Annotated in this window: 15 protein-coding genes; 2 read left to right on the top strand and 13 right to left on the bottom strand. The window is 69.9% G+C overall.

Translation table 11 applies throughout. From position 1 onward, the window contains the following. Positions 1-53: 53 nt before the first annotated feature. Positions 54-617 (top strand): TetR/AcrR family transcriptional regulator, encoded by a 564-nt coding sequence (locus ACILRH_RS19130; RefSeq protein WP_395695659.1) that lies wholly within the window; start codon positions 54-56, stop codon positions 615-617. After that, a complete protein-coding gene (locus tag ACILRH_RS19125; RefSeq protein WP_395695658.1) occupies positions 614-1,996 on the top strand; it encodes an MFS transporter in 1,383 nt (460 codons plus the stop codon). Before ACILRH_RS19130 ends, ACILRH_RS19125 begins: the two co-directional genes overlap by 4 nt. A gap of 122 nt (positions 1,997-2,118) precedes the next feature. On the opposite strand, the gene ACILRH_RS19120 is transcribed toward ACILRH_RS19125, so the two are convergent. The 13 genes from ACILRH_RS19120 to ACILRH_RS19060 all read right to left on the bottom strand — a co-directional run bounded on the left by ACILRH_RS19120 (position 2,119) and on the right by ACILRH_RS19060 (position 13,499). Further along, a complete protein-coding gene (locus ACILRH_RS19120; protein ID WP_395695657.1) occupies positions 2,119-2,418 on the bottom strand; it encodes a MazG nucleotide pyrophosphohydrolase domain-containing protein in 300 nt (99 codons plus the stop codon). A 62-nt stretch (positions 2,419-2,480) separates the two neighbouring features. Beyond that, on the bottom strand, positions 2,481-3,068 hold the full coding sequence (locus ACILRH_RS19115) for a DUF4865 family protein (RefSeq protein WP_395695656.1): 588 nt from the start codon (positions 3,066-3,068) through the stop codon (positions 2,481-2,483). 76 nt (positions 3,069-3,144) lie between these two features. After that, positions 3,145-3,531, bottom strand: a complete 387-nt coding sequence (locus ACILRH_RS19110; RefSeq protein WP_395695655.1) for a VOC family protein — start codon at positions 3,529-3,531, stop codon at positions 3,145-3,147. A gap of 141 nt (positions 3,532-3,672) precedes the next feature. Continuing rightward, complete coding sequence (locus ACILRH_RS19105) at positions 3,673-4,845, bottom strand: CaiB/BaiF CoA transferase family protein (RefSeq protein ID WP_395695654.1); 1,173 nt, start codon at positions 4,843-4,845, stop codon at positions 3,673-3,675. Continuing rightward, positions 4,842-6,212 (bottom strand): MFS transporter, encoded by a 1,371-nt coding sequence (locus ACILRH_RS19100; protein WP_395695653.1) that lies wholly within the window; start codon positions 6,210-6,212, stop codon positions 4,842-4,844. Before ACILRH_RS19100 ends, ACILRH_RS19105 begins: the two co-directional genes overlap by 4 nt. Before the next feature lie 5 nt (positions 6,213-6,217). Beyond that, positions 6,218-6,421: a hypothetical protein gene (locus tag ACILRH_RS19095; protein WP_395695652.1), complete on the bottom strand. Its 204-nt coding sequence runs from the start codon at positions 6,419-6,421 to the stop codon at positions 6,218-6,220. Positions 6,422-6,723: 302 nt separating this feature from the next. After that, a complete protein-coding gene (locus ACILRH_RS19090; protein ID WP_395695651.1) occupies positions 6,724-7,611 on the bottom strand; it encodes an SMP-30/gluconolactonase/LRE family protein in 888 nt (295 codons plus the stop codon). Then, complete coding sequence (locus ACILRH_RS19085) at positions 7,608-9,296, bottom strand: class I adenylate-forming enzyme family protein (RefSeq protein WP_395695650.1); 1,689 nt, start codon at positions 9,294-9,296, stop codon at positions 7,608-7,610. Before ACILRH_RS19085 ends, ACILRH_RS19090 begins: the two co-directional genes overlap by 4 nt. Continuing rightward, positions 9,293-10,063 (bottom strand): SDR family NAD(P)-dependent oxidoreductase, encoded by a 771-nt coding sequence (locus tag ACILRH_RS19080; protein WP_395695649.1) that lies wholly within the window; start codon positions 10,061-10,063, stop codon positions 9,293-9,295. The genes ACILRH_RS19085 and ACILRH_RS19080 overlap by 4 nt, the downstream gene beginning before the upstream one ends. Beyond that, positions 10,060-10,629: a hypothetical protein gene (locus ACILRH_RS19075; protein ID WP_395695648.1), complete on the bottom strand. Its 570-nt coding sequence runs from the start codon at positions 10,627-10,629 to the stop codon at positions 10,060-10,062. The genes ACILRH_RS19080 and ACILRH_RS19075 overlap by 4 nt, the downstream gene beginning before the upstream one ends. A gap of 68 nt (positions 10,630-10,697) precedes the next feature. After that, entirely contained in the window at positions 10,698-11,852 is a 1,155-nt protein-coding gene (locus tag ACILRH_RS19070; protein WP_395695647.1) for a thiolase family protein, read from the bottom strand. A 34-nt stretch (positions 11,853-11,886) separates the two neighbouring features. After that, on the bottom strand, positions 11,887-12,312 hold the full coding sequence (locus tag ACILRH_RS19065; RefSeq protein ID WP_395695646.1) for a Zn-ribbon domain-containing OB-fold protein: 426 nt from the start codon (positions 12,310-12,312) through the stop codon (positions 11,887-11,889). 32 nt (positions 12,313-12,344) lie between these two features. Next, positions 12,345-13,499: an acyl-CoA dehydrogenase family protein gene (locus ACILRH_RS19060; protein WP_395695645.1), complete on the bottom strand. Its 1,155-nt coding sequence runs from the start codon at positions 13,497-13,499 to the stop codon at positions 12,345-12,347. Between the last annotated feature and the right edge of the window lie 45 nt (positions 13,500-13,544).

The following is a 13,544-nucleotide window of genomic DNA, read 5'->3' as shown; positions in this document are numbered from 1 at the left end:
ACCAGAGATCAGCACGATTCGGTTCTGTACCTACTAGTATGTACAGTAGCGGCATGAGCACCCGAGACGACCTGATCGAGGCGACCCGAGAGCTGCTGTGGGAGCGGGGCTACGCCTCGACGAGTCCCCGAGCGATCCTCGAGGCCGCCGGCGCCGGCCAGGGGAGCATGTACCACCACTTCCGCGGGAAGGAGGCGCTGGCGCAGGCGGCCATCGAGCGGAACGCCGCGGAGATGCGGAGCCAGGTCGCAGCCGACCTGTCCTCGGGCACGGGCGCGGTCGAGCACATCCGGGCGTACCTGAGCCGGGAGCGCGAGGTGCTCAAGGGCTGTCGGTTCGGCAGGCTCGCGCAGGACTCCGACGTGATCGACTCACCGGCACTGCAACGCTCAGTCAACGAGATGTTCGCGTGGATTCGCGCGCAGCTGGCGGCGGTGATCTCGGCCGGGGTCGACGCGGGCGAGCTCCGGCATGACCTGGATGCGACCGCGACGGCGGCGGCCATCGCGGCAACGCTGCAAGGCGCCTACGTCCTGACGCGTGCCGCCCAGGACGTCGCCGTCTTCGACGAGGCCATCGAGGGTGTCCTGGCACTGCTGACGGCGGCGCGCGCGTGAGCGTCCTCGCCGCTCCGCCGTACGCGTCCACTCGGGTCACGACGGAATGGTCGCCGCGCGGATGGGCCATCTATCTCGGATGGATCGCCATCGTGCTCGACGGCAGCGCACTGAACCTCGCTCTTCCCACCATCGCGCGGCAGCTGGACGTACCGACCGGCGAGATGTCGTGGGTGGTGGACGCGTACACGCTCCCGCTGGCCTCCCTGCTCCTGCTGGGAGGAAGCCTGGGCGACCGAGTCGGAGCCGAGAAGCTGTTCCGCATCGGCGCCGTCGGCTTCGCCGCCGCCTCCGTTGCGTGTGCACTCAGCCCTTCACTCGGACTCCTGATCGCGAGCCGCTGCGCCCAAGGCGTGTGCGCCGCATTGCTGCTGCCGATGGTGCTGGCCCTGGTCGGTAAGAGCTTCACCGATCCTCAGCACCGCTCCGGCGCGGTGAACCTGCTGACCCTCTTCGGCGGGGCGGCGATGGCGGCGGGCCCGCTGTTCGGAGGCCTCCTGACCGACTCGATCGGATGGCGTGGCGTCTTCTGGCTGACGGCACCGATCGCGATCGCTGGGGCGTGGCTGGTGGGCTCGGCCGGCAGCCCGGAAGCGACACAGGTGAAGCAACGTGTCGATGTGGCGGGCCAGATCGCGGGCACAACCGGCCTGGTCGCGCTCGTGTCCGGCCTCATCGAGACCGGGAACGGCACCGCTTCTCCGCTCGCTTGGGTACTGCTCGGTGCGGGCCTCGGCCTGCTCGCAACCTTCGTCTCGCTCGAGCGCAGGTCCGACGCGCCGATGATGCCGTTGCAGGTCTTTCGCAGCCCCGGATTCTCCGCCGCGGTCGCTGGTGGGTTCGCCTTCCAGTTCGGTGCCTATGGGCTCCAGTTCTTCTTGGCCGTCCACCTCCAGACCGCCTGGGGCGTCTCCGCCTCTGCCGGGGGGCTGCTGCTCGCCTCCTTCGCGATCGGAACCGTGCTGGCCAGCGTGGTGGTGAACCCACACCTGATGCGAAGCGGGACCCGCTCGATGATCCTCGTCGGAACTGCTGTGGCGGCAACCGGAATGCTCGCTCTGCTGGGTGCAACCGGAGTGGAGCGCGCGTGGCTGCTGGTATCGGCCGAGTTCATCATCGGCGTGGGGACCGGCATCTACTCCACGGCCCTGAACAAGACCGCGAGCACCGCCCTCGGCGCGAAGGACGCGGGTCTGGCCTCGGGCATCTACAACACCGCCCGGCAGGTCGGTCAGAGCGTGGGGATCGCGGTTCTCGGTGCCCTCGCGGGCGCCCGCGGGATCCGCGAAGCGTTCCCAGTCGCGATCGTCCTGGTCATCTGCTGCACCGCGGGGATCGCCGCTGTCGAGTTGTTCCGACGCCCGACTGCACAGCGCTGAGGGGCCCGACTCGTCGACGGTCGTCTCCCCCGGAACGGACCCGCTGCCGTTGCGCTCACTTGCCGCACAGCTCGATCTCCGCGCTCGCTGCGGTGCTCCCGACTGGCTGCCGCCGCGTGGTGTCAGGTGGAGCAACCGCTGCCCGGATGACTCCGCTCGCGCCCGGTGTCGAGCTCGATCTTCGACCGCATGGCTTCCTCGACGGTGAACCCGTGATGCTCCGCGACCACCATCGCTGCGAAGACGACGTCCGCCAGCTCGTGCATGATCTTCGCCGGCTCGGGAGTGTCGCGGCGGCATTCTGCGGCGAGCTCGTGGGCTTCCTCGACGACCTTGCGGGCGCTCGCCCCAGCCGGCATCGCGAGCCCCCGGGCAGCGAGGTACTCGCGCAGAAGCCTATGGGGCGAGAAGGCTGCGCTCACGCTCGGAGCGGGGAAGCTGTCCGCCAACGGTGCCCCGTCACCGGCGACCGGGTCGCGCGCACTCACCACGCCCTGCCCTCCGGGAGGCTCCCCCGCAGCGGGTCTGAGAGGTGCAGGACGTCGTACCGGTCGCCAGGCTCTTCGTGCGGCGGTTCGCCCTTCCAGAGGGCGAAGCGCACCTGCTGCCAGGTGAACGGGTCGATCCCGACAGAGACGGCGTTGAGGTCAGGCTGGTCGGCGAGGGCGTTCGCCTCGTCGATCAGCCGGCACGCGACCTCGTCGAGCGCCTCCGCGGGATCGATGGCCGCGATGTCCCGGGTGGCTGCGATCGGCAGCCGGGAGGGCACTGGCCCGTTGAAGGCGCCGACGGTCTGCCAGGTCCGCACGACCGGGCGTCCGAAGTCGGCGCGGATCCCTTCGAAGGGTGGACCGAAGAGGAACTGGTTCATCCCGCCCGATCGGGCCCACGAGTAGAACGGCGCGTACTGGTTGACCGGCGAACCGTGCCGGCCTCGTTCACGGATGAGGTAGGCCTTGAAGCCGAGGTCCGGGAACTCGTCGGTCTTCGACCCGCGGGTGGCGACGCGGCGGCGGATGATGCCCATGTCGTAGTCGGCGGGCAGGGTGATCTCGTACTGCATGAGCTGCATGACCGCTCCTGGTGTCGTGGTGGCGAGGGCGTTTGGAGGCGCCGGGAAGGGGCAGAACTCGAGCAGCGGTGCCTTGTCAGGAGGACGTCGGCTCGCGATCCCAGGGGGTCACCGCGCAGAAGACGTTGCCCTCGGGGTCGGCGTAGACCCGCCAGCGGCCGGCGGGGTCGGCCCACCGCGGCTCGGCGCCCAGCGCAGCCAGGCGGTCCAGGTCGTCAGGGCCGTCGAGAACCACGTCGAGGTGGACTCGACCGCCCGGGGGCGCGAGGTCCTCGGCAGGGCTCACCCACACGTGCAGGGAGTCACGGCGCCCGAGCAGGACCGCCTCGGTCGCGCCGAGTCTGCCCTGCTCGATCGCCGCTGCGTCGGAGGGGTCGACGGGAAGCTCGAGCACGTCGGACCAGAAGCGCGAGAGCTCGGCCGGCAGTCGGCTGTGGATGGTGATCGCCTCAAGACGTGGCATGGGGAGCTCTCATATCGACTAGTGGATCTGGGTGGTGTGGGCATGGAGAGTTTCGACGACGGCTCCGGCGTTCCCGCCCGGCGCCGCCCCCAGAAGGTCTGGTCACAGGCTGGTAGGTTGCCGAGGCCGACGATCCGGCCGCTACGGGTCCAGCCGCGAAGCTGCGGCTGGGCGGCCGTCAGGCTCTGGTCCGCGTTCCGGGGCCGAGCCGCCGGGCGCATCGCCTGGGGAAGGCCACGCATCTCCGCCAGGTCCGCGGGGGGGCCACAACGCTTCTGCCCGATCGCGGTCGAGCGCAGGGCGGGCAGGCAGCGCGAGCAGCGGGGTGCGGCTCAGCCGGGGGGCCGGCGCGGGTCGCACCTTTCCGTCGACCTCGATCAGTCCTAAGCGGGCTCGAATGTGCGGATCAGTGGTGACCTCGCCCAACGTGTTCACCGGCGTCACGCAGGCGTCGACCGCCTCGAAGGACTTCGCCCAGTCGGCTTGGTCGCGTTCGGCGAAGCGGGCGGCGATGGTCTGCTTGTCGGCGGCCCACGCGGACCTGTCCCACTGCCGTTTCGCCATCTCCGGATCGAGCTCGAGCGTTTCGAGAAGGCGTGCGTAGAACTGGGGCTCGATGCTGCCGACGGCGAGGTATCGGCCGTCGCGAGCTTCGTAGACGTCGTAGAACGGGGAGCCGGTGTCGATGTCATTGGTGCCTGGCTCGTCACACCAGCGTCCTGCGGCACGACGCTTCCAGACCCCGGTCATCAGCAGGCTGGACCCGTCGATCATCGCGGCGTCGACGACCTGTCCCAGTCCGGATCGCTGCCGTTCCACAACGGCCAGGAGCAGACCGAAGGCGAGCAGGAGACCGCCGCCGCCGTAGTCGCCGATCAGGTTCAGTGGCGGGACCGGGCGTTCGCCGCTCCTGGCGATGGAGCCCAGGACCCCGTTGGCCGCGAGGTAGTTGATGTCGTGCCCGGCCTCGTGGGCGCGTGGACCGTCTTGTCCCCAGCCGGTCATCCGCCCGTACACCAGCCGGGGATTGCGGGGGCGGAGCACCTCGGGCCCGAGCCCGAGCCGCTCCATCACCCCTGGCCGGAAGCCCTCGATGAGGACGTCGGCGCGGTCGGCCAGCCGGAGCGCCACTTCACGGTCCCTAAGGTCCTTGAGGTCGAGGGCGAGCGTCGCCCGGTCGCTCTGCGGGCTGGCCGGGGGGCGGTCGATGCGGATCACCTCGGCGCCGGCCTCCTCCAGCAGCGAGGCGGCGAACGGGGCCGCCCCGAGCCCGGCGAACTCCAGTACCCTCAGGCCGTGAAGTGCCGTGGTCACGCCATCGCCGCCTCGTCGCTGCTGGGTTCGGTGCCGCGCTCGGCGACGATCACTGGAGCGGAGGTCGTCGCGAACAGCGACCTGGTGTACGTCTCGGGCAGTCGGGCGACGAGAACGACGGTGACCACCAGGGCGATCCCCATCAGGTAGTAGGCGGCCACCATCGGGTTGCCGGTGTGCTCGACCAGGGCGGTCGCGATCAGCGGGGCACTGCCGGCGATCGGACCGACGCCGAGCCCGTACCCGATCGCGGCTCCGGTCGAGCGGTTGTGGGGCGGGAAGAGCTCGACGAGCGTGATCGAGCCCATCACGTTCAGGGCGGCCTGGGGAATGGCGAAGATCGCCAGGCCGAGCAGCGCGGCACCGGTGTGGCCGGACGTCACGAGCTTGAAGATCGGCACCGCCAGCACCAGGTGACCGACGCAGCCGGCGAGGTACACCGGCCGGCGTCCGATGTTGTCGGAGATCCGACCGGCGACCGGGCAGAGGGCCGCGTAGATCACCAGCGCGGCGGCACTGACCGCGAGGATGGTCGGCCGGGTGAGGGCACCCGCCAGGGACAACGCGTTCACGAAGTAGGTGGCGAAGTAGTATAGGCCGACGCCCATGATGCTGGAGCAGAAGAAGGCGAGCACCATGTTGGCCTTCTGGGTCTTGAAGGCGCTCGCGATGGGGGTGCTGTGCTGGGACTCGGTCTTCGCCATCTCCCGGAAGACGGGGGTCTCGTTGAGCTTCAGACGCATGTACAGCCCGACCACGCCCAGCGGTGCCGCGAGAAGGAACGGAACGCGCCAGCCCCAGCTCTGCATGGCCTCGCTACCGAACAGCTCCTCCAGACCGAGCACCAGGAGGTTGCCGCTGATGATGGCGAGAGCAGCCGACACCGACACCAGGCTGACCCAGGTCGCGCGCCGTTTGGCGGGCGCGTACTCGGCGAGGAAGGCCGACGCACTGGTCCACTCCCCGCCGGCGGACAGGCCCTGAACGCCGCGCAGGAGCACCAGCAGGATCGGCGCCCAGACCCCGATCGCGGCGTAGGAGGGCAGGATGCCGATGCAGGTGGTCGCCAGGCTGATGCCGGTGACCGCGATCGCCAGCGCGGCGCGGCGTCCGTAGCGGTCACCGATGGCACCGAGGATGGCACCGCCGATCGGGCGGAAGAAGAACGCGATCCCGAACACGCCCAGAGAGGACAAGAGCGAGACAGCGGGGTCGTGCGAAGGGAAGAACGCCAAGCCGAGAGTGACTGCGACGGAGCCGTAGACGGCGAAGTCGAACCACTCGGTGAAGTTGCCGATGACGGTAGCGGCCAGGATGCTGCGCGGCATCGTGACCTGGCCCGCGCGCGTGGTGCGTGTGGTCGCCATCGGGGTCACTCCTGTCCGTCCACCTGAGGGGCGAAGGTCGCCGGGACCACCCGGCTACCAACGCGGCGGGCAACTGGTTTCGGGGAACGCGCCGAGCCGTAGGCCGCGACGGCCAGGTGCACGACGGCCCCGGCGGCCACCGCGCCGGTCATGACGACGACGACGAGGAATGCGGTCGCGGCAGTGGTGATTGTGGACAGGTCGTTCATGGTTCATCTCCTCGGTGCGGACCGGGACTCCCCCTGTCCTCCGGTCAGTGAATCTGATCTTGTATCAAAGATCAGTTATCTGAAGGTAGTGGACGAACGGGGCGGGGGCAAGAGGTAGCCGTGACCATTGCCCCTCCTTCGCCAGTCGACGACCGGCGGATGGAGTGACCGGCTCCAGGACGTGAAGGTGTCCCGTCGGTGGGGACGCGAGCGCTACCTGGGCATCACCGGGGCAGCCATGTCACCGCACACCGCGGCGGGAACCTCAGCGCCGGAGCGGGACCCTCGACTAGCCCAGGGGCTCAGCGCCAGATGGGAACGGGGAGCCCGGGATGGGGTGCTGGGAGTGCGACCACGGTTCCGCCCTTGGCGATGGTGACCACGAGCGTGCTGAGGTTCGGTCCCGCGAAGCAGACGCTGGTCACCAGCACGCCGCGGCCGAACACGATGCGCTCGATTTGTCGCCCGCTGCTGTCGAAGACCGTGAGGTCATCGCCCGTCGCCCCCGCAACCCACAGCCAGCCCTTGCTGTCCAAGGCGATGCCGTCGGGGCGACCGTGGGACGGGGTCGCGGTCCAGCCGTCACGCTCCAGCCGGCCATCGACGAGGCGGTGCCTGGTGACCACGCCAGCAGCTGTCTCGGCCAGGTACACCGACGAGGGGTCTTCACCGAACGCGATCCCGTTGGGGAACTGGTAGCCGTCGCCGAGGGTTCGGAACTCCCGGCTGCGGAGGTCGAACGTGCGCACCGCGCCCGGAGCTGCCGGGCCAACGATGTTGTGATCGGCGGGATCGGTGAACCACAAGGTGCCGTCTGGTCCCCAGACACAGTCGCTGGGATAGTTGAGCTCCGGGGTCGCGAAGGCTGAGAGGACGCCGTACTGGTGGGTCTGGATGGAGGGAACTGCCCGCATCGTCGACCGAGACGGCATGGCGGAGCCTCCGTTCTGGGTGACCAGCACCAGACCGTCCGGGCCGAGCGCCAGGCCGTTCGGCCCTCCACCGGCCTCGAACTCCACCCTGGGCGAGGATCCGTCCAGCGGGAGGCGGACTGCGGTGCCGCGGGAGACGCTGGCGACCAGCACATGTCGGTCGTCGAGGACCATGGGGCCTTCGGTGAACCCGATGCCTGAGGCCAGCACGGTCGCGGACTTGGGCAGGGCCAGGTGGGCTTCGGTGGTGCTGCTCATGGCGAGGCCGTCCCCTCGAGGGCGCGGGCGAGCTCGATCTGGGCCTCGTGCACGAGCATCGGGCGGGGAATCTTGCCCGAGGGCAGCTTCGGCAGGTCGGCGTCGCGGCGATAGATGAAGTGGCGGGGGACCTTGTACGAGGCAGCGCGACCGCGCAGGTGGTTGACGATGAACTCCGGGGTGGTGACGGCGGGGTCTGCCTCGATGAAGGCCACCACTCGCTCACCGTCGGCCGGGTCGGGGATGGCGCACACGTGGGCCTGGGCGATGCCCGGGACCTCGTCGAGGAGGGCCTCGACTTCCTGAGGGGCCACGTTGATGCCGCCGGGCTTCATGGTGTCCACGGCGCGGGAGTGGTAGACGAGTCGGCCGGTCTCGTCGACGCATGCCTGGTCGCCGGTGCGGAAGAAGCCGTCGTCGGTGAAGGATGCGCGGGTTCTGTCGTCGTCGCCGAAGTAGCCGGTGGTGATGCGGCCGCGTAGTTGCAGGTCACCTACCTGTCCCGGGGGCAGCGCGACGCCGGTGGCAGGGTCGACGATGCGCAGCTCGTTGCCGGGCAACGCGAAGCCCTGGCTTGTCAGCACGATCTCCCGGGGGTCGTCGTGGCGGGTCAACGCGAAGAGCCCATAGGTCTCGGTCATCCCGTAGACGCTGCAGCCGTGGGTGACGCCGAGCTCGTCGATCGCGAGTCGGCGGTCCTCGACGGAGAACCCGATCATGCCCTTGCACAACGCGATGCGGGCCTTGTCGAAGTCGGGAGCGGCCAGGAGCTTGCGCGTGAGGTTGCCGAACCCGTAGTAGACCGTGCACCGCTGTTCCTCGAGCAGCCTGACCGCCTCGGTGGCATCGAAGGCCTCCTGGAGCACGATGCGAGCGCCGTGGGTCAGCGCCCCGAACAGGCCCTGCATGGCCGAGACCCCGTAGAAGAGGGGGGTCGCGATCCAGGCACGGTCCTCGCTGGTGATGCCTTGGCGGTCACCGATCCACCAGGCGTTCTCGATGAGGTGGCCTTGGTGAAGCTTGACGGCTTTCGGCTTCGAGGTGCTCCCCGAGGTGAAGAGCAGGTACATCAGGTCATCGGGCCGGTTGAGCGCCTCGCGGGCGGCGAGGTCCTCGTCGGTGACCGAGGCTCCGGCTGCCAGGAACGCGTGCAGCGGGGTGGCCCCAGGGAGTCCGCCGTCGAGGGAGATCACGTCCCGCACCGCGGGCAGCTGTGCAGCGTGCAGCCGCTGCCGGGGCGTCGCGGGTCGTTCGGCGAGCTCCGGGAGGACCTGTCCCCAGGCGGCGCGGAAGTCCTGCTTGCGCAGCGTGTCGATCGTGAACAGCAGCACTGAGGGTGCGTGCCCGGCGGTGTACTGCAGTTCCGCCGCCGTGTGCCAGGTGTTGAGCGGGGCGAGGAACGCACCGACGCGTGCTGCCGCGAAGGCGAGGGTCACGAAGTTTGGGTGGTTGCCGGACAGGATGGACACAGCCTCGCCGCGCTGCACACCGGCCGCCATGAGCGCCTTCGCCCAGGTGGCCAGGTCGGCGTCGAGCTCGGCGAACGTGCGGTGCCTGCCCTCGAAGGTCTCAGCGACCCGGTCGGGGTGGGTGTGCGCGAGCTGGCGGATCAGCGCGCTGGCGGTCCGAGCCCCAGGCTTGTCCTGGGCCGTCGCCAGCTCGAGGTCGAGGGAGGGGGCGGTCATGAAGCGGTCCCTTCTGCCATCTCAGGCTGTCCAATTGTGCGCCCGCCGCAGACCGCGATGACCTGTCCTGTCACGAAGGACCGTGGGTGGGCTAGTTCAGTGGTCAGACGCGCCACGTCATCGGGACTCCCGGCCCGGCGCAGCGGTGTGGCGTCGACGGAGCGACGCACCACCTTCGCCGGCAGGCTGGCCGACATGGGGGTGTGCACGTAGCCGGGGGCGATCGCGTTCACGCGGATGCCGGCGGGTCCGAGCTCGAGCGCGAGGGAGCGGGTAGCACCGACCAGCGCCCCCTTGGTCATGGAGTACGACCCGGACCCGAAGATGCCGAGCCAGGCTCGGGATGCGATGTTGATGATGCTGCCACCGCCAGTGGCCGTCATCGGGCCGATGACGTGACGGGCGAGCGAGAGCGGGCCGAGAAGATTGACGGCCAAGGTAGGAAGCAGCGTCTGATCTGTCACGTCGCCGATCCGTGCGTCGCGCAGGATCCCGGCGCAGTTCACGAGCACGTCGATGCGTCCGTGACGCTCCAGCACGGCGGCGACCAGGTCGGCACGCGAGTCAGGGTCGGCAACGTCCAGGCGCCATGCGTCCGCGCGTCCGCCGTTGCTGGTGATGCTGAACTGTGTGGCTTCGGCACCGTCGAGGCCCAGGTCGGCGGCCACCACCAGGTGGCCGGCTTCGGCGAGCCGGGTGGCGATGGCGGCGCCGATGGCTCCCCCGGCGCCGGTGACGACGGCAACGCGTCCGGCGGGGGCGCTCACGGTCGGATCCGTCCGCAGTCGAGGCCGTCCGCGAGGTAGATCTCCTGGCCGGTCACTGTGGGCATGGACATGAGGGCGGTGGCCTGCGTGGCGACGGAGGCCACGACGCCGGGCATCTGTTGATCGACCATCAACGTGTTGACGCGGATGTGCTGGCGTCTGAGCTCGATGGCCAGGGTCCGGGCCAGGCTGAGGACGCCTCCACAGAAGGCGCTGGTCACTGAGTAGCCGGGCTCGCCGAGCGTGGCTGCGGCGGGCAGGACGATCGTGATGCTTCCGCTGTCTTGCTCGGCTTCGTCCTGGATGGGGCCGTCGTAGTCGGGGTCGGCACCGGCGACGTGTGGGGCCACGACCGAGTCGATGAGGGAGGCGAGGCGTTGGAGTGTGTAGACGCAGTTGCGCAGAGCGTCGCCGAGCTCGGTGACCAGCGCGTCGTCGCCGGCTGCCGTGAGCCTCAGCGATTCGGGCGCGGGCGGGACGAGCACGTAGTGCTTCCGAGCGGGTGGCAGCGCCGTGGAGTCGGTGATGGGGTGGTCACCGAACACTCGGGCGAGGTCGAGGGCCATGGTCCCGGTCCCGACGACGGAGGGTCCTCGCCCTACGGTCGGGTCGGCCTCGGTGGGTCGCACGGCGGTCATGACTGCATCACCAGGGTGGTCACGGAGCCGCCGTCGGTGCCGCTGACGGTGCCGCCCTTGCAGTAGGCCAGCCCGGTGCGGGCGCCCTCGACCTGCCGGCCGCCGGCGGTGCCGCGCAGCTGCCAGGTGAGCTCGCAGGCCTGGGCGACGCCGGTCGCGCCGACCGGATGCCCGCGGGAGAGCAACCCGCCGCTGGCGTTGACGGGCAGCTTGCCGCCGATGGAGGTGTGACCGTGCTCGGTCCAGTGGGCGCCCTCGCCTACCGGCACCAGGCCGAGCCCTTCGAGCCGGACGATCTCGGCGATGGTGAAGCAGTCGTGCATCTCGACGATGTCGACGTCGCTGGGCGTGATCCCGGTCAGCTGCCAGGCTGCTTCGCCCGCGCGGCGGGAGACGTCCTCGTCGTTCAACGGGCGTGAGCCGTCCTGGACACCGCCGCTGACCAGGCCACAGCCCAGGATCCTGGGAGTCACGCCGCTCAGCCCGAGTCGTCTGAGGCCCGCCGGGGTGCACATGACCAGCGCTGCGGCGCCGTCGGAGATCGGGCTGCAGTCGAGCAGGCCGAGCGGGTCGGCGATGGTGCGGGCCGCCAGGACCTCCTCCAGGCTGACCGGCCGCTGGTACTGGGCGAACGGGTTGTGGACGGAGTGGGCGTGGTTCTTCACCGCGACCGCGGCGATGGCCTCCCTGGTGACGCCGTGGTCGTGCATGTACCGGCGGGCGCTCATTGCGTGCCCGGCGGCCATGACCAGGCCGACCGCGGCGTCGAGATCGCTGGGGTCGGGGCGCACGCCCCCGGCCACCCGGTCGGTCATCTTCTCCACGCCGATGACGAGCACGACGTCGTGCAGACCGGCGGCGAGCGCCACCCAGGCCTCACGGATCGCAGTGGCACCGGAGGCGCAGTAGTTCTCGTGGTTGGAGACGGGGAGCCCGTCGAGGCCCAGCTGGACGGCGATGCGCTGCCCGGCAACGGGGCCGCCGAACACGTGTCCCACGTAGACGGCATCGATCTGGCGCAGGGCGGCGCCGGCATCGGTCATCGCGGCTCGGGCAGCCCCGACCGCGAGTCGCTCGAGGGTCACGTCGGCCGGGTACTTGCCAAACCGGATCATCCCAGCTCCGGCGACGTGTGCGGGAGGGAGAGTCATCGGCGCCTCCTGACGGCCGGCGAGGGCTGATGTGTCACTGGTGGGCATCGCGGATCACCTCGAACTCGAATCCCACGCCGGTCGTCGCGTCGGGCGCTGTGAAGATGGTGGGGCGGCACCGGACCGGATCCCCGATCCGGGGATGGTGGTCGCCGTCCGCGATGCGGGCCAGCACTCGACAGCCCTCGACAAGGTCGACCCAGCCGAGCAGGTAGGGCACGTCGACGCCGGGTGGAGCCTGGTGGACCTCCGAGAAGGTGTGCAGGGTGCCGGTCCCGGCGAGCGCGACGGTGGTGACGTCGGCGCAGTGGCAGGTCGGGCACAGGTCGCGGGCCGGGAACGTGATGTGCTCCTGGGCGCAGCGGGTGCCGAGCAGGGCGAACGGCTCGACGGTGAGCACATCGGACCGGAAGGGTCGGCGTGCGTCTGTCGCCGCGGGGGCCGCGGGCGAGTCGGACATGGTGCGGTCCTTTCGGATGGAAGGGGCTGGCCTCAGGCCAGACCGGCGCGGGCGATCAGCTGGCCGGCGATGACGTTGCGCTGGATCTCGTTGGTCCCCTCCCCGACGATCATCAGGGGGGCGTCGCGGAAGTAGCGCTCGACGTCGAACTCGGTGGAATAGCCGTAGCCGCCATGGATGCGGACAGCGTTGAGAGCGACCTCCATGGCGGTCTCGGAGGCGAAGAGCTTCGCCATGCCGGCCTCCATGTCGACGCGCTCGCCGGCCTCGTAGCGCTCGGCGGCGTAGAGGACCAGCTGCTTGGCCGCGGTGAGCTTGGTGGCCATGTCGGCCAGATAGTTGCCCACCGACTGGTGCCGCCAGATCGGTTTGCCGAACGACTCCCGTTCGGTGGCGAAGCGGATGGAGTCGTCCAGCGCGGCCTGGGCCACGCCGACCGCTCGAGAGGCCACCTGCAGCCGCCCGGTTTCCAGACCCTTCATCATCTGCGCGAACCCGCGGCCCTCGACGCCGCCGAGCAGCGCGGTGTGCGGGGCGCGGTAGTCGTCGAAGGCCAGCTCGCAGCTCTCGACTCCCTTGTAGCCGAGCTTGGGCAGGTCCTTGCTGACCACCAGCCCGGGGCCGTGCTCGACCAGGAGGATGGAGACCCCGGCATGCCGGGGCTGGGCCTGCGGGTCGGTCTTGCACAGCAGGGCGATGAGGCCGGAGCGGCGGGAGTTGGTGATCCAGGTCTTGGTCCCGTTGACGACGTAGCCGTCCTCGGTCGCCAGGGCGGTCGTGGTCATGGCCTGTAGGTCCGACCCGCCGCCGGGCTCGGTGAGTGCCATCGTCGCGCGCAGCTCGCCGGTCGCCATGCGGGGCAGGTACCGCGACTTCTGGGCGTCGGTGCCGAAGGTCGAGATGAGCTTGGCGACCACCGTGTGGCCACCCATGGCACCGGCCAGTGACATCCAGCCGCGGGCCAGCTCAGCGGTGATCAGCGTGTAGGCGGGCATGCTCACCGGCGTACCGCCGTACTCCTCCGGGATCGCCAGCCCGAAGATGCCGAGCTCCTTCATCTGGTCGATGAGCTTCTCGGGGTACTCGTTGGCGTGCTCGAGCTCGTGGACGACCGGCCGGACCTCGCGGTCGACGAAGTCGCGGACGACGGCGAGCATCTCGAGCTCGTCCTCATGAATGGCGGCCATGGTGTGCTCCTGCTGCTTCTCGGGCGGGAAGTGGGGACATCTGGG

It is taken from the genome of Nocardioides sp. (assembly GCF_044226765.1).
Classification (GTDB): Bacteria; Actinomycetota; Actinomycetes; order Propionibacteriales; family Nocardioidaceae; genus Nocardioides.
Note: the sequence above shows the minus strand (reverse complement) of the source record. Positions and strands in the feature narration are given on the sequence as shown.